Source organism: Lacticaseibacillus sp. 866-1, from assembly GCF_016861825.1.
Taxonomy (GTDB): Bacteria; Bacillota; Bacilli; order Lactobacillales; family Lactobacillaceae; genus Lacticaseibacillus.
Genome location: NZ_BOLU01000016.1, coordinates 41,659 through 56,771 on the forward strand (window position 1 = coordinate 41,659; position 15,113 = coordinate 56,771).

Below are 15,113 nucleotides of genomic sequence, written 5' to 3' on the forward strand. Positions count from 1 at the left end.
AAAAAGCTTACTTGCACTTGGCGAGGGCCTGCGCCAAGTCGGCGATCAGGTCGCTTGGATCTTCCAGCCCCACCGAGTAACGCAACAGGCCCGGTGTGATGCCGGTTTTGGCCCGCTCTTCGGGACTCATTTCGGCGTGACTCATCTTCGGCGGGTAAGACAAAATACTTTCCGCGCCGCCAAGCGACACGGAGAACTCAGGCAGCTGGCAGGTTTCCGCGACGATACGGGCGTTGGCCTCGCTGCCGACGTCAAAGCTCAGCACCGCGCCGCCGCTAAGGGCCTGCTTTTGCTGGATGGGGTAACCCGGATCGGTAGGCAGGCCGGGGTAGCACACCCGCGTTACTGCCGGCTGCTTGGCCAGCCAGGTGGCTAGCGCCTTGGCGCTGGCACTTGAGCGCTGCATGCGCACGTCCAGGGTCTTGATCCCGCGCAGCAAAAGCCAGGTATCGGTGACACCCAGCGTGGCGCCAAACGCGTTTTGCATGAAGTAAATGCGATCGGCCAGGGCCTGGTCGTTGGTGACGGCGGCGCCAGCGATGATGTCGGAGTGGCCAGCCAAGAATTTGGTCGCCGAGTGGACCACAATGTCAGCGCCCAGGGCCAGCGGCTTTTGCAGCAAAGGGGACATGAAGGTGTTGTCGGCGATGGTAAGCAGACCATGCGCCTTGGCCAGCTGAGCGACGGCGGCGATATCGGTGACCTTCAGCACCGGGTTGGACGGGGTCTCGATGTAAATGGCCTTGGTGTTGGGCTGAATCGCGGCTTCAATGGCGGAAAGGTCGGTGGGGTCGACGAACGTGTGGGTGATGCCGAAGCGGCTCAGCACGTCCTCCAGGAGCCGAAACGTCCCGCCGTACACAAACTTGGAGACCAGCAGGTGGTCGCCTTGGGAAAAAATCTGCAGCACACTGCCGATCGCGGCCATGCCGGAGGCGAACAGAAAGCCGTGCGCGCCGCCTTCCAGCGCGGCGACGGCGGCCTCGCCGGCCTTGCGGGTGGGGTTGCCGGAGCGCGAGTAGTCGAATTCGCCAAACTGGTCAAAATCCGGCTGATTGAAGGTCGAGCTGAGCTGGATCGGAACGTTAACGGCGCCGCTTGCCGGATCGGCGACGGTGGTGACTTTAATGATCTTGGTGGCGTCTTTCATGCTAAGCCTCCTTGGCGCTGGCCAGCGCCTGGCGCAGGTCCGCGCTTAAATCGTCGACGTCTTCCAGCCCCACCGACACGCGGATCAGGTTCGGCGTGATGCCCAGGGCGCGGCGCTGGGCCACCGGCATGTCGTGGTGGGTCTGCACATCGGGGATGGTGACCAGCGTTTCCACGGCGCCGAGGCTTTCGGCAAACGAACAGACCTTCAGGTGCTGCAAAAACGCGTTGACGTCGTAGCCTTTTGCCAGGTAAAAGCTGATCATGCCGCCGACGCCGGCGTACAGCACGCGCGAAACTGCGGCGTCATTTTTCAGCACCTTCGCCAGTGCCTGAGCATTGGCGGTGTGGGCCTTCATCCGCACGTTCAGGGTTTTCAGCGAGCGGATGAGCAGCCACGCGTCGAACGGGTCAAGGGTCTGGCCGGTGGTGGTGAGCTGGTCGCGCAAGGCGGTTTCCTGTGCGGCCGTCGAGGTGATCACGGCGCCGGCCAGCAAATCGTTGTGCCCGGAGAGATACTTGGTGGCCGAGTGCACCACTAGATCCGCGCCTTCAGTCAGCGGCTGCTGGTACACTGGCGTGAGGAAGGTATTGTCCACGACGACGAGGATGTCGGGGCGCTTCTCGTGCACGGCAGAGGCAACGGCCTTGATGTCAATAATTTTCATGGTGGGATTCGACGGCGTTTCCAGCCAGATCAGGCGGGTGTTCGGCTTGATTTTGGCAAGCAGGTCGGGCACGGTCTGGCCGTTCCAGGTGTCGTAGTCGATTTGGTACTTGGCCTTGCGCACGTCAAAATAGCGAAACGAGCCGCCGTACAGGTCGTCGGAGGCCAGGAAGTGGTCGCCGGTTTGCGTGAAGGTCGAAAAGACCAGGTCAATGGCGGCCATGCCGGAGGAGACGGCCAGCGCCGAATGGCCGCGCTCAATCGCTGCCAGCTGCTGCTCAACCAGGGCCCGCGTCGGTGTGGCCAAGCGCGCGTAGTCGTAGCCGGTCGACTGGCCGAGGCCGGGGTGCCGGTACGCGGTGGAGAAGTAAAGCGGCGGGACAATCGCACCGGTGTGCTGGTCGTCAGTGCCGTTGGTGCCTTGAATTAATTGCGTCGCTAATTTTGTCATAGAATGCCTCCAAAGTGTGGGCAGTCCACGCAAAAAGGCGCCTCGCAGAAAGTTCTGCGGGACGCCTTGGCGTGGTACCACCCGAATTTCGCCTTTTGTCACCAAAAGGCGCTTACGCCGTACCGCAAAGCGAGACGGCTGCGCGCTAACGGGCGGACCCGGTCGCAGCTTGCCTAAGCTCACCGCGGCAACGTGTTCGAGACCATGCTTCACTTGCCCTGCGCGACCGGCTTCCACCAGCGCCGGCTCTCTGGACGCGCGCATCAAGTTACTCATCTCGACTGATTGACCAAAGATTACCCCGATAATGAGAAAAGGTCAATGGTTTTCTCATCATTGCGCCATGTTTATTGGCTGCCGTTTTTTGCCTGAAAAACGTGCGGCGTGTGGTACGCTGAAAGCAGACGAGAATAAGGAGAGACGAACCGTGAGTCATTTGACAAAATTAAGCGATACAGTGGCGCTGACTGACGCCGTCGCCATGCCCGAGGTGGGGGTGGTGGTCGACCAAGCGCCTGAGAATCTGGCCGAAGCGGCCCTAAAAGCCGGTTTTCGGCACCTGATTTGCAACCAGGCGAACTTGCCGGCGGTCCAGGCTGCAATCGCACAATCCGGCTTGCCGGCTGACGCGAGTTTTGTGACCGTGCGCCTGGCAGCGGGTGAGCAGCTGGCCCTGGCGGCACCGGTTGCCCTGATCGTGGCCGGCGGCGATGACGCGAGCCGGCAGGCGGCGACACAGGCAGTCGCGACGGGCCAAGCCCAAGCACAGGCGCTCAGCGGCGAGTTAGCCTCGGACGCCGCACTGGTGGTCCTGCCGCTTGGCGTGACCCAGCAGCAGCGTGAAGCAGTTAAAGCGGCCAAGGCGGCGGGACTAAAGGTGGCCAGTGACTTGCCATTTGGGAAAGGCGACTTGTCACTGCTGCGGCCGCTGCGCCGCATGGCCGAGCGCTATGGTAAAACGCCGCAGCAGGTCGTGATTCGCTGGCTGCTGCAGTCAGGCGTTTGGCCGTGGCTGCCCGCCACCACCACTGAGGCACTCACTGAGTGGGGCGCTGTGTTTGACTTTGAGCTCAGTTTTCACGACACGCAGGTGCTCGCCGCCCTTGATGGCCGGCCGATGGCGCCGCGTAAGCACAGGAGGCACTGACATGGAAGTGGTCATCGGCGTTGATATCGGCACCACCGCCACCAAGGTGGTTGCCTTTGATGCGGCTGGCCGCAGCGTGGCGCAGGCGAGCCGGACGTATCCGCTGCTGCAACCGGAACCAGGCGCGGCGGAGCTGAAGCCACAGGCCATTTTGGCGGCGGTGCAAGGCGGCCTCAAGGATGTGGCCGCGGGCTTGCCGGCCGGCAGTGTGGCCGGGCTCAGTTTTTCCGCGGCGATGCACAGCCTGCTGGCGCTCGACGCCCAGTTTCAGCCGCTGAGTCAGGTGATCACCTGGGCGGACCTCCGCGCGGCGCAGGCGGCCGCTCAGCTCAAGGCGCGGCCAGACGCGGATGCCCTGGTTGCCCGCACCGGGGTCCCGCTGCACCCGATGACGCCGCTGGCCAAGCTGATGCAGCTGCGCCAAAACCAGCCAGGGTTGATGGCGCAGGCGCGTTATTTTGGCGGCATCAAAAGCTGGGTGCTGCACCAGCTGTACGGGCAGTGGGTGGCCGATTACTCGCTGGCCAACGCCACCGGCCTGTTCAACATGAAAAAGCTGACCTGGGACGAGCAGGCCCTGAGCTTGGCCGGCATCACGGCTGCTCAGCTGCCAAGGCTGTGCGACACGGACACGCTGCTGCCTGAACTGACCGCTGCCAGTGCCCAGGCGCTTGGGCTGCCGCAGGCGACGCCGGGTATTATCGGCGCCTCTGATGGCACCCTGGCCAACATCGGGGTGAACGCACTGGCCCCAGGCGCCACGGCGGTGACCATCGGGACCTCTGGGGCGGTGCGCACGGTGATCGATTCACCGACTGTCGCGCCTTCCGGCAAACTGTTCACGTACTACCTGGCGCCTGGTCGCTGGGTCGTTGGCGGCCCGGTCAACAACGGCGGCATTGTGCTGCAATGGGCGGCGCACACGCTGCTGGGGCCAGACGCGACGGTTGAAGCGGCCATTACCTTGGCGCTCACGGCGCCGGCCGGGGCCCATGGGCTGATTTTTCTGCCGTATCTGGGCGGCGAGCGCGCGCCGCTGTGGGACGCCAACGCCCGCGGCAGTTTTGTCGGGCTGACGCGTCAGCACACCGAGGCCGACATGCTGCGGGCGGTGATGGAAGGAATCCTGTTCAACCTCAAGGCGGCCTTTGCCCTGATGGCACCGCTGGTCGGGACCGCGCCAGTGCTGCATGCCGCCGGCGGGTTTGCCAAAAGCCTGGCCTGGCGGCAGATGCTGGCCGATGTGTTCGATTGCCCGGTCGTCGTGCCCCAAAGCGTGCAAAGCTCGGCGCTGGGCGCGGCAGTGCTCGGCATGACCAGGCTGACCTGGCTGAGCGACCTCGATGAAGTTGCCGGCATGGTGCAGGCGGCGGGCCGCTATCAGCCCGGCGCCGCGGCGGCGACGTATCGCCGGCTCTGGCCGGTGTGGCAAGCGGTCGCAGCGGCCCTTGCTGGGACGTACAACGACCTGGCCGGTTTTGCGGCCGGCGCCGATATGGTATGATACCCAAAGTATTGGAGGTGCAACATGTACGAATCAAATAAACGCAGGCATGTCAGCCCGGCCGTTGCCGAGGTGTTCCCGCAGGAAGTCACCGATCAGCTCTTTGATGTGATCGCGCTGATGCACAAGGCCGACCAGCTGGTGACGGCGCCGGTCGCGTTCGCATTTTCCGATGACGCAACCGACTCGGAAATCTACGCGATGCTGATCCAGGGCAACCTGGCGCCGGCCCAAGAGTTCCCGCTGGATTACAGCGGCAACAAGGATTTTCTGGGCCACGGCTACATCCTGATCGCTAAGGACAATCCCAAGGCCATCTACATTGACTTCAGCAAGGCCAACAACTTAGACGAGGTCCAGTAAGCGGGGCGACCCGCTTTTTTCGTCGACTTTTCTGAAAATGGCCCCTTTTTCTGGCCAGCGGCGCCGCATTGGGGTAAAATAGAACCCGTTAATCGTAATCATTACTGTTACTCACCGGAGGAATTCCATGCCTGAACCCATTTTGACCGTCGAGCACCTCAAGTTCGGTTTTCGCGGCCGCCAGCTTTATCATGATCTCAGCTTCTCCCTTGCCGCCGGGTCGGTGACCAGCCTGATCGGCGCTAACGGGGTGGGCAAAACGACGCTGACCAAGCTGATCATGGGTCAGCTGACGCCCACCGCCGGGCGGATCATTAAGGCGCCGCAGCTGCGGCTGGGCTATGTGCCGCAGTTTCGCAACATCGACCCCGAGTACCCGCTGTCGCTGCGCAGTTTTGTTGCGCTGAATCAGATGGGCGGGCGCCTGCCGTGGCACAGCAAGCAGGAAAAAGCGGCAGTGACCGCGGTGCTGAAAGAAACCGGGCTGCTCGAGCGCCAGCACCAATCCCTGGGGATGGCCTCCGGCGGCGAAAAGCAGAAGGCCTACCTGGCGCAGGCGCTGCTCACGCGGCCGAATTTCCTGATCTTGGATGAGGCGACCGCCAGCCTGGACGTCAACACCAAAACCGAGCTGATGACGCTGGTCAATCAGCTGAATCAAAAGCACGGTTTGACGGTGCTGTTTGTCACGCACGACCTGGACCTGGCCAAAAGTTTCACCCAGCAGTACCTGCTGCTGACCCAGACGGGCTACGAAATGCGGCCGACTGCCGAGATGAATGAGGCCGCAATGCCCAAGGAACTGCGACCGACCCAGGAGGTACGCTGATGTTCGAATACGAATTTATGCAAAACGCCTTTCTGGCCAGCACCTTTATCGCTTTGACCACCGGCATCGTTGGCGTGTTCGTCACGGCACGCGGCATGTCGTTTCTGGCGCACACGCTGTCTGAAATTGGCTTTGCCGGCGCGGCGTTTGCGGTTCTGGTCGGGATCCCGCCGCTGGACGGGATGCTTTTGACCACGATCCTGTCTTCGCTTTCGGTTGGCCGCCTGGCGGTGCGGCCCGGCCGGCGCGAGGCGTCGATCAGCGCGATTTCCAGCCTGTTCATCGGCCTGGGCATCCTGTTTTTGGCCCTGTCGAGCAAAAGCTCCAGCTACGCAACCACCATCTTGTTCGGCTCGATCATCGGCATTTCCCGTGCCGACGTTTGGCAGCTGGTCGCTTTGGCGGTGGGGGTGCTGCTGACGATGACCATTGGCTACCGCGGGCTGGCTTTTGACTCGTTTGATCCGGTCGGCGCGCAGGCTCAGGGGCTGCGGCGCAACCTGCTCAGCATCTATTTTCTTTTGATCTTGGCAATTTCAGTGTCGATCGGCGCCCAAATTGTCGGCTCCATGCTGGTGTTCATCCTGCTGACGCTGCCGTCTGCGGTGGCGCAGTACCTCGGCAACACGCTGCCGCAAATGATTGCCATTTCGGTGGGCACGGCGCTGGTCGGGGTGTGGCTCGGGCTGTTTCTCGGGTATGTCACCAATTGGCCGGTCACCTTCTTCATTGCGGTCATTGAGTGCGCGTTTTACCTGGTGGCCCTGACGATTCGCAATCGCCGCGAGCGGTGAGAATGAAAACGGTTTGCTCAGTTGCTTAATTTTTTGTTTAATCACGCCTGCGAGGGCGTTTTTTTAACCGGATTTTTCCTTTTCTGCCAAAAATCGAGTAAACTGATAGCAAGTATTGCTAATTGGAGGCAGCCATGGACAGACGAGATGCTCGCAGCCATCAGCGCCGTCACCCGCTCGGCAAGATTGTCGTCTTGCTGATCCTGACGGTCGCGTTTCTGGCTGGCGGTTACGCCTTGCGCCTGTATGCGCAAACGAAGACCGCGCTGGATACCACGTACGATAACCAAACCGTCAAAAAGGCACAGGTCGATCTCAGCAAGCAAAAGCCGTTTTCTGTGCTGCTGCTCGGCACTGACACCGGCGGCCTTGGGCGCTCTGACAAGGGCCGCACCGACACCATGATCTTGGTCACCGTCAATCCGCAGCAGAAGCGCACGACGATGATCTCGGTGCCGCGCGACACGATGACCCACGTGGCGTCCAGCGATTACACCGGCGTCACCAAAATCAACTCCGCCTATACGTACGGCGGGACGGCGATGGCCGTGTCAGCGGTCAAGGACCTGATCAACGTGCCGATCAACTACTACGCACTGGTTAACCTTGACGGGCTGGAGAAGATCGTCGATGCGGTTGGCGGGGTGGACGTGAACGTCGCATTTTCCTGGACTGATCCGCACGTCGGCAGCTATCAGTTCACCAAGGGGCCGATGCACCTGGACGGCAAAGAGGCGCTGGCTTACGCCCGGATGCGCCACGAGGACCCCGAAGGCGACTACGGCCGGCAGAAGCGCCAGCAGGAAGTGATCGTGCAGGTAGTCAAAAAGGTCCTGTCGACCAAGACACTGTCCAGTTACTCGAGTCTGATGAAGACCCTCTCTTCCGACTTGCGGACCAACCTGAGCTTTGACGAGCTGGTCACCCTGGCGACCAATTACCGCGGCGCGTTCACCAACGTGAAAAAGGAGTCGTTGCAAGGCGATGGCGTCTACATTGGCGATGCGGCGTACCAGGTGCCAAGCACCAAGGAGCTGCAGCGGGTGTCTGACCTGGGCCGCGCGGAGCTGGGCTTGGCCAAGACGACGCTCGACAACTACAACACCAAGCAAAACGAGGCAAACACCAACGCCGGCTTTGACTGGAACAATGGCAACAACCCGTACTACCACGTTTATCAATACATTAAGTAACCTTGTTTGGGCGCCGGGCAATCGGCGCCTTTTTTGGCGGCCAGCGTGTATGCAAAAAGCCCACCGCGGCAAGCGGTGGGCTTAGGTGTGACTTAGATGATAGTAACGATGGCGGACAGGACCCCAGCTGAAGGAATCTGGCTGTTTGGCATCGCGACGTCGATTTGGTGAGGGTTGCCAGCGGCAAAACCACCGGTATCGTTAACGACGCGGATCAGGGTCTGGCCGTTTGACAGCTGGATCTTGACGCGTGAGCCGCGCGGCAGCACGGACAGGTTTGCGGCAATGCCGCCGTAGCCCATGCTTGAGCCCAAGACCGCCGGATCGTAGAAGGTCACTTTGAACGTGCCCTTGCTTGCGCCGGTCGCGGTACTAGCGGCGCTGGTGGTGGTAGTGCGCGTTGCGGCCTGAGCAGCTTTGGCAGCCGCATCGGCTTTTGCCTTAGCGGCAGCGTCGGCCTTGGCTTTGGCGTCCGCTGCGGCCTTAGCCTTGGCGGCGTCTTCCGCGCGCTGTTTCATCATGGCGTCAAACTCGGCGTTGTCGCCTGGCTTGATCGGGCTGATCGCGCTCGGTGCGGCAATCAGCTTGTTAATATTCACGACTTTAGCGGCAGTTTGAGTGGCCGCTGGGGTGACCCCGGACGCCTGCGCCTGGCGGTTTGCGGCATCGTCAGTCGAAATCGCTTCGACCGGCTGCGTGCTGGTGTAAATCGCGAAGACGGCGGCAAGTGCGGTTAAGGCGCCAATCCCGAAAATTGATGAATGTTTGATTTTGATAAAACTCACTCCTATTTGATTGAAAATTGACGATTCCCCCGAATACACTGAGCAGTATATCGAGCACGCGTGTCAGTCAAGTGCCAGTCAGTTTACAAAAGCAACTGTTTCTGTCACACTGTCATGTGCCCGTAATAAACTAGCCGTGAAATTTTGGTGTAATCGCATTCTTGACGAATAATGGGCAGTCAATGAGAAAAATTCCCTGTTTTTGGCGGTCACTCACCACCTTGGCGAATATAGATTGCAAAATATGGGTAGCGGCCATACCGCCGGACTGTAGCGTATAATGGGAATAATCATGGAAAGGGGGCGGTCTTGTGACGATGTACCGCGAGAAACGCTTTGAAGAGATCAAGCGGCTGCTGACGGAACGCAAGGAACTCAGCATTGAAGACATCATGCAGGCCGTCGGGGTCTCGCGGGATACGGCGCGGCGAGACGTGGTCGCGCTCGCGGCCAGTGGCGCAGGCCGCCGCACCCGCGGGGGAATCGTGTCTTTGACATTCGGCCACACGGTGCCCAGCTACTCGGAGCGCCTCAAGCTCTTTTCAAAGGAAAAAACCGCGATGGCCAGGCAGGCACTGAGCCTGATCAAGCCCGGCGGCGTGTACTTCATCGATGATTCAACGACGCTGCTCAAGCTGTCGCAAAGCATTGATGTGCCGGTCACCATTTACACGCACTCGCTCGACAACGCGATCGCGCTGGCCGTCAAAAGCGACGTGACGCTGCGGGTGCTTGGCGGCAAGCTGAATCACCACGGCCGGTTCTTCTTCCAGCCTGAAAACCTGACGACGCTTGGCCGCATTGCCTTTGATGCCGCCTTTATCGGCGCGACCGCGATGAGTGCGGCCGGGGTGTACTTCCCGTACGCGGACGACGCGGACGTCAAGGCGACACTGGCCCAGGCCGCGCGGCAGGTGATCGTGGTGTCGGAGACCCAGAAGTTTCAGATTCAGGCCCCGTACCGCGGTTTCCCGCTAGCCGCTGTCGATGTGCTGATCACTGAGCGGGCCTTGACTAAACAGGAGCGCGGCTGGTTCGCCGGCCAGACCCAGTTCATGGTGGCCGGCCAGTGAGCAGCCAGGCTGGCATTTGGCCGGTTGTTTGTGCGATACTGCATGCAGCTTTTAGAAAAGAAATGGTGGTGGCGTTTTGCCCAGTCCGTTAGTGTCGGTGGTCGTGCCGATCTACAATCTCGCCCCGTACTTGATGCGCGGTGTGAACAGCTTAATCAACCAGACCTACCGCAATCTGCAGGTGCTCTTGGTCGACGATCATTCTACGGATGACTCGGCGGCGCTGATCGCGCAGGCGGCCCAGACGGATTCGCGGATCGAACCGATTTATCTGCCTGAAAACCGTGGTGTGTCCGCCGCCCGCAACGCGGGGCTGGCGCAGGCCCGCGGCCTATACGTGGCCTTTATGGACGGTGACGACTGGCTAGCACCGGGGCTGATTGACCGGTTTGCGGCGGCGCTTGAGGAAGGCCCGTACGACATTTTGGTCAGTCCCTTTTACGTGGATGACCCGGCGTCCAAGCCGGTGCCAAAGCGCCTGTTGCGCTCGAAAGTGCTGTCGCGCCGCCAGTTTCTCAGCGGCATGCTGGCCCCGGTCGGCTATTTGCGGGGCTACTTATGGAATAAGTTTTACCGGCGCAGCGTGATCGAGTCAGCGCACCTGCAGTTTGACGAGCAGGTGGCGCTGATGGAAGACGAGCTGTTCAACGCGCAGTATGCGCTTGCCGCCAGCCGGTTTTACTACCTTGGCGAGCCCGGCTATCACCACGTGGTGCGGGCCGATTCGACTACCCAGTCGCTGAGTGTGCTGGCGGCTTTGCCCAAGCAGTTGACCGCGCTGTGGCAGATTGGCGCGCTGATCCGAACCAGTTATCAAACCGGGGCCGTGCCGGAAGAGCCGGTGCGCTCGGAGCGTTAGGAGGAACACTATGCAGTCAATGACTCATCGCGAAATCAAACATCAGGCCAAGGCGCGACTCAAGCAGCCGGGGATGTACCGCTCGCTGATGCTCGCCAACCTGCTGCCGTGGCTGATCGTGCTGGCGTTCACCGCCTGGGCCTTTTTGACGGTGTGGCAGATCATGCAAAACTACGGCTTGGCCAACATTGCGGCTAATCCCGATAACTTCAGCGATTACTTATCCGGCACCAATACCTTGTCGGATCAGACGCTGCTTCAGTCGGTGGTGATGCTGTGGTTCACCCAGGGCATCGCCTTTACGGCACTGGACGTGATGCGCGGCAAGGTCTCGCACGTGTCGCCGCTGGGAGCGCTGCTTAAGACGTTCAACAGCCGGTACTTCTTCGGGCTGCTGTCGGTCATGGCGCTGACCTGGGTTGCCAAGAGCCTGGGCTTTTTCCTGCTGATAATTCCTGGCATCCTCGCCATGTACGGCCTGTCGATGAGCTACTACCGCTACTACGACGGCCGGCAGGAAGAAGGAGACGGTCGGCCCTACAGCAGCACGACTGCGGTGCTGGATTCCTGGCGCCTGATGCGCGGGCGCAAGCTCAACTACTTTGGCCTGCAGCTCAGTTTGCTGGGCTGGCAGCTGCTCAAGCTGGTGACGCTGCACGTGTTTGATTTTCTGATCAATCCGTACCTGCAGCTGGTCGACGCGGGCTTTTACGCCAATGCTCGGCTGGAATACGAAGTGCAGCGGCAGATGATGCCGTAACGCAAAAGCGCCGGGGGCTCAGCTCCCGGCGCTTTTGCGTAAAAAAACCGGCCCTCCTGCAGGGACCGGTCTGACTTAAAAGATTTTCATTTGGTTGAGCGGCCAGTAGCGCCAGACCACCACGGATTGCACCTTGTTCTTCTTGACAAAGCCGAACGAGCGGCTGTCTTTGGAGATCAGGCGGTTGTCACCCATGACGAAGTAGGAATCCTTGGGCACCGTCTCGCTTTTGGTGGAAGGCCAAGTGGCGATGTTGAAATTAATGGTGAAGTTGATGCTGTTTGGATCCAACCCCTGCTTGCTGGCGTAAGCCGCGATTTCTTTTTTGGCAAAGGCGCGGTCCAGGTAGGGTTCGTTGGTCTTCTTCCCATTAAGATACAAGACGTTATTTTTGAAGCTGATGGTGTCGCCAGGCATGCCGATGACGCGCTTGATGTACAAGGCGCCAGGGTCGTCGGGGGCATCGATCACGACGATGTCGTCGCGCTTGACCTGCTTGTGGCGCAGGGAGTACAGCCGGTCGCCGTTTTCCAGCGTGGTCTGCATCGAAGGACCCGAGACGATATCCTTGCTGACCACAAATTTGACCAGCAGTTGCACCGCCACGACCACAACGACGAGCATGACCACAAACTCGATGAGGGTTCGGCCCCACCCGCTATTTTTTTCTTTCAAAATGACACCTTCCCGCAGCAATTTCATCTAGCATACCACACGAGAAAAACAAAATGAAAGGCTGAGGGCAGGTGAACCAGCTATCAATAGTAGAAAGTTTCGCGACCGCGAGTGCACTTGTTTTGAAAAGGGCCCCTGATTGTGCTAGCATTAATCGAGTCGTTTTCAGAAAAAATTAAAAGGAGGGCTCACGGTGAGCGTCTTAACAGTAACAGGCTTAAGCCAGCGGTTCTTAGACAAACAGTTATATCAAGATGCCAGTTTTCAGGTGAATGAAGCAGATCACCTGGGGGTCGTCGGCCAAAACGGGGTTGGCAAAAGCACGCTGATCAAGATCCTCACCGGCAGTCTTGAGCCCGACGCGGGCACCATTGTGTGGAAAAAGCACCTCAACGTCGGTTACCTCGATCAGTACGTCAACTTGAAGCCCGGTCAGACCATCATGGAATTCCTGCGCACGGCGTTTGCGGCGCTTTACGCCAAGGAAGCTAAGATGAACGAGATCTACGCCGATTACGCGGCCGCCCCTGACGATGAGTTGCTTGAAAAAGCCGGCACGTTTCAGCAGGAGCTGGAAGCCAACGAGTTTTACGACCTCGACACGAAGATCGAAACGGTCGCGACCGGGCTGGGTCTGGATGCCATCGGGCTCGATCACCCGGTCGACGCACTGTCCGGTGGTCAGCGGTCCAAAATCATTTTGGCCAAGCTGCTGCTGGAAAAGCCCGACATGCTGCTGCTCGATGAACCGACGAACTACCTGGACGTCAGCCACGTCGAATGGCTGACCGGCTGGCTGCAGGAGTTCGAAGGGGCCTTCATTGTCATCTCGCATGACTTTGACTTCTTGGAACAGGTGACGAACGCCATTCTCGACATTGAGTTTGGCACGATCACCAAGTACACGGGGTCGCTGCACCAGGCCATGCGCCAAAAAGAGGCCGACCACGAGACTTACATGAAGGCTTACGAAAAGCAACAGGCAGAGATCAAGAAGCAGGAAGCCTTTATTCGTAAGTTCAAGGCTGGCACCCGGTCGACGATGGCCAAAAGCCGCGAGAAGCAGCTGGCCCGCATGACCAAGCTGACCCCTCCGGGCAACCGCGCGCAGGCGCACCTGGTTTTTCCTTATCAGGACGTACAAAGCCAGATCCTGGTCGATGTCAACGACCTGGTTGTCGGTTACGACCAGCCGTTGTTGGCCCCGATTAACTTCACGGTGGCCAAAGACGAGGTCATCGCGCTGGAAGGCTTCAACGGGATCGGCAAAACGACTTTGCTGCGGACAATTTTGGGTGAGTTGAAGGCCATCAGCGGCAACGTTGAATACGCCGATAACGTGAAGTTTGCCTACTTTGAACAGGAGCTGAACTGGGCGATTCCCAAGCAGACCCCGCTGCAGTTTCTGCTGAACAAGTATCCGGCTTTGAGCCAGCGGCCGCTTCGTCAGGTGATGGCGCGCACGGCGCTGACCCGCGAGGAAATGGATAAGCCGCTGCAGATGCTGTCCGGGGGCGAGCAGAGCAAGGTCAAGCTTGCCGACCTGATGCTGCAGCCCAGCAATGTCTTAGTGATGGACGAACCGACCAATCACTTGGATGAGGATACGAAAAACGCGCTGGCGGCAGCCTTGCAGGCATACCCCGGCGCGATCCTGATGGTTTCGCATGAAACTGGCTTTTACGATGACAGCTGGGTCGACACGACCATCAACATCGAGAACTTACGGGCAAAGTAATTTGACTGGCCGCCGCTGTGCGGCCTTTTTTAGTGGCCAGCGGGGATGATCATGACCTGGTACGTGTAGTCCCGGGTGATGGTCTGCATTTGGTTGGCGTTTGCAGTGCCGGTAACCTTTTCGGCGAGCTGGTTGGCTTCGCGCACGGAAAAGGGCTGATCGAAGTTGGTTAAAAGATTGCTGACGCTGGCCTGGTCGGGTAGCGTGTAGTGAAAGTCGTGAGTGTGGTAGGAAATGTGGTTGGTCGTCAGGTAATCGCTGACGTTCATCGCGCGGGCCGGATCGGCCTGAGGCGACGTGGGCGTCGGCGTGTTCAGTGCGTCAGCCATTTTAGTCAGCAGGGAGCTTGCCGCCTGGGTTTGCAGGTTCAACACCAAGGCACGGCGCCCGAACGCCCTCAGTTTGGGCAAGTCGGCAGGGGTCAAAGTCGGCAGCTGGCTGACAAAGGCCAGATCTGCCCGGGGCTTTGCGGGCAGTGTGTGCCAGTCTGCTGAGGTGAGGCGATAGTTGGTCTGATCATGGGCGGTGAGCCACTGGTCCGCCAGCTTGAGCATGTTCTCTGCCCAGTCAATCAGCTCCACTGACTGCGCGGCCTGGGTCAGCGGCAGGGCGTAACGGCCGGTCCCCGCAGCGACGTCGACGACAGTCAGGGTTTTAAGCGGCAAGCGTTGGGCGAGGTACTGCACCACGTCGATTTCGATGGGCAGGCGCGACTCTTGCTGCACAGTCGCGTAGGTTTGGGCGAAGTCATTCCATTCTTCCTGACTGGTCATTAAACTGCCTTCCTTCGGATATAAGTTGCCTCCATCTTATCAAATTTTCATACTTAGCCGGTTATTTCGAGAAATTTTCAATTCTCGTTGACACGAGTTGACCTGGTTGGTATGATACTAAAGTTGTCGCAAGGCAGTCATGCGTTGCGACAAGCCACTAAAAACTTTTTGTTGACAGTGGCTGCCCAAGTAGGTATACTGAATTAGTTGCCTCAAGGGCAAGGTAGTCCTTTGAAAACTGAACAAAGTTTCGTAAATGTGATAGGGCTTTTCAATGAAAGTTGAAAAGAATTAATTAACATGAGCGAAGTCAATTCGCAATAAACAACAAATCGAGCTATTCAAATAACTCA

Annotated in this window: 15 protein-coding genes; 10 read left to right on the top strand and 5 right to left on the bottom strand. The window is 59.3% G+C overall.

Features of this window, described 5'->3' with window-relative positions; translation table 11 throughout:
• Positions 1 to 7: 7 nt before the first annotated feature.
• Together JUE30_RS06455 and JUE30_RS06460 are read right to left on the bottom strand one after the other, a co-directional pair.
• Positions 8 to 1,150, bottom strand: a complete 1,143-nt coding sequence (locus JUE30_RS06455; protein WP_203624139.1) for a PLP-dependent aspartate aminotransferase family protein — start codon at positions 1,148 to 1,150, stop codon at positions 8 to 10.
• 1 nt (position 1,151) lies between these two features.
• Positions 1,152 to 2,267, bottom strand: a complete 1,116-nt coding sequence (locus JUE30_RS06460; RefSeq protein ID WP_203624140.1) for a PLP-dependent aspartate aminotransferase family protein — start codon at positions 2,265 to 2,267, stop codon at positions 1,152 to 1,154.
• Positions 2,268 to 2,694: 427 nt separating this feature from the next.
• Here JUE30_RS06460 and JUE30_RS06465 point away from each other — a divergent pair, with 427 nt between their 5' ends.
• The 6 genes from JUE30_RS06465 to JUE30_RS06490 all read left to right on the top strand — a co-directional run bounded on the left by JUE30_RS06465 (position 2,695) and on the right by JUE30_RS06490 (position 8,097).
• Entirely contained in the window at positions 2,695 to 3,414 is a 720-nt protein-coding gene (locus JUE30_RS06465; protein WP_203624141.1) for an aldo/keto reductase, read from the top strand.
• A gap of 1 nt (position 3,415) precedes the next feature.
• Positions 3,416 to 4,918 (top strand): gluconokinase, encoded by a 1,503-nt coding sequence (locus JUE30_RS06470; RefSeq protein ID WP_203624142.1) that lies wholly within the window; start codon positions 3,416 to 3,418, stop codon positions 4,916 to 4,918.
• Between the two features lie 24 nt (positions 4,919 to 4,942).
• Positions 4,943 to 5,281, top strand: a complete 339-nt coding sequence (locus JUE30_RS06475; RefSeq protein WP_203624143.1) for a hypothetical protein — start codon at positions 4,943 to 4,945, stop codon at positions 5,279 to 5,281.
• A 127-nt stretch (positions 5,282 to 5,408) separates the two neighbouring features.
• The gene (locus JUE30_RS06480; protein WP_203624144.1) at positions 5,409 to 6,110 is read left to right on the top strand and encodes a metal ABC transporter ATP-binding protein; all 702 of its coding nucleotides are present in this window, start codon (positions 5,409 to 5,411) and stop codon (positions 6,108 to 6,110) included.
• Entirely contained in the window at positions 6,110 to 6,904 is a 795-nt protein-coding gene (locus JUE30_RS06485) for a metal ABC transporter permease (RefSeq protein WP_203624145.1), read from the top strand. The genes JUE30_RS06480 and JUE30_RS06485 overlap by 1 nt, the downstream gene beginning before the upstream one ends.
• Before the next feature lie 134 nt (positions 6,905 to 7,038).
• The gene (locus tag JUE30_RS06490) at positions 7,039 to 8,097 is read left to right on the top strand and encodes an LCP family protein (RefSeq protein WP_203624146.1); all 1,059 of its coding nucleotides are present in this window, start codon (positions 7,039 to 7,041) and stop codon (positions 8,095 to 8,097) included.
• Positions 8,098 to 8,189: 92 nt separating this feature from the next.
• Here JUE30_RS06490 and JUE30_RS06495 read toward each other — a convergent pair whose 3' ends face one another.
• Positions 8,190 to 8,882: a hydrolase gene (locus tag JUE30_RS06495; protein WP_239061370.1), complete on the bottom strand. Its 693-nt coding sequence runs from the start codon at positions 8,880 to 8,882 to the stop codon at positions 8,190 to 8,192.
• A 311-nt stretch (positions 8,883 to 9,193) separates the two neighbouring features.
• Here JUE30_RS06495 and JUE30_RS06500 point away from each other — a divergent pair, with 311 nt between their 5' ends.
• The 3 genes from JUE30_RS06500 to JUE30_RS06510 all read left to right on the top strand — a co-directional run bounded on the left by JUE30_RS06500 (position 9,194) and on the right by JUE30_RS06510 (position 11,574).
• Positions 9,194 to 9,955 (top strand): DeoR/GlpR family DNA-binding transcription regulator, encoded by a 762-nt coding sequence (locus JUE30_RS06500; RefSeq protein ID WP_203624147.1) that lies wholly within the window; start codon positions 9,194 to 9,196, stop codon positions 9,953 to 9,955.
• 76 nt (positions 9,956 to 10,031) lie between these two features.
• The gene (locus JUE30_RS06505; protein ID WP_203624148.1) at positions 10,032 to 10,814 is read left to right on the top strand and encodes a glycosyltransferase family 2 protein; all 783 of its coding nucleotides are present in this window, start codon (positions 10,032 to 10,034) and stop codon (positions 10,812 to 10,814) included.
• Positions 10,815 to 10,824: 10 nt separating this feature from the next.
• Positions 10,825 to 11,574: a DUF975 family protein gene (locus JUE30_RS06510; RefSeq protein ID WP_203624149.1), complete on the top strand. Its 750-nt coding sequence runs from the start codon at positions 10,825 to 10,827 to the stop codon at positions 11,572 to 11,574.
• Positions 11,575 to 11,649: 75 nt separating this feature from the next.
• Here the strand turns inward: JUE30_RS06510 and lepB are convergent, their stop codons facing one another.
• A complete protein-coding gene (lepB, locus tag JUE30_RS06515; RefSeq protein ID WP_255533291.1) occupies positions 11,650 to 12,249 on the bottom strand; it encodes a signal peptidase I in 600 nt (199 codons plus the stop codon).
• Positions 12,250 to 12,442: 193 nt separating this feature from the next.
• Between lepB and JUE30_RS06520 the strand changes: the two genes are divergently transcribed.
• On the top strand, positions 12,443 to 13,987 hold the full coding sequence (locus JUE30_RS06520; RefSeq protein WP_203624151.1) for an ABC-F family ATP-binding cassette domain-containing protein: 1,545 nt from the start codon (positions 12,443 to 12,445) through the stop codon (positions 13,985 to 13,987).
• 29 nt (positions 13,988 to 14,016) lie between these two features.
• Here the strand turns inward: JUE30_RS06520 and JUE30_RS06525 are convergent, their stop codons facing one another.
• Positions 14,017 to 14,760 (bottom strand): class I SAM-dependent methyltransferase, encoded by a 744-nt coding sequence (locus tag JUE30_RS06525; RefSeq protein ID WP_203624152.1) that lies wholly within the window; start codon positions 14,758 to 14,760, stop codon positions 14,017 to 14,019.
• Positions 14,761 to 15,113: the final 353 nt, after the last annotated feature.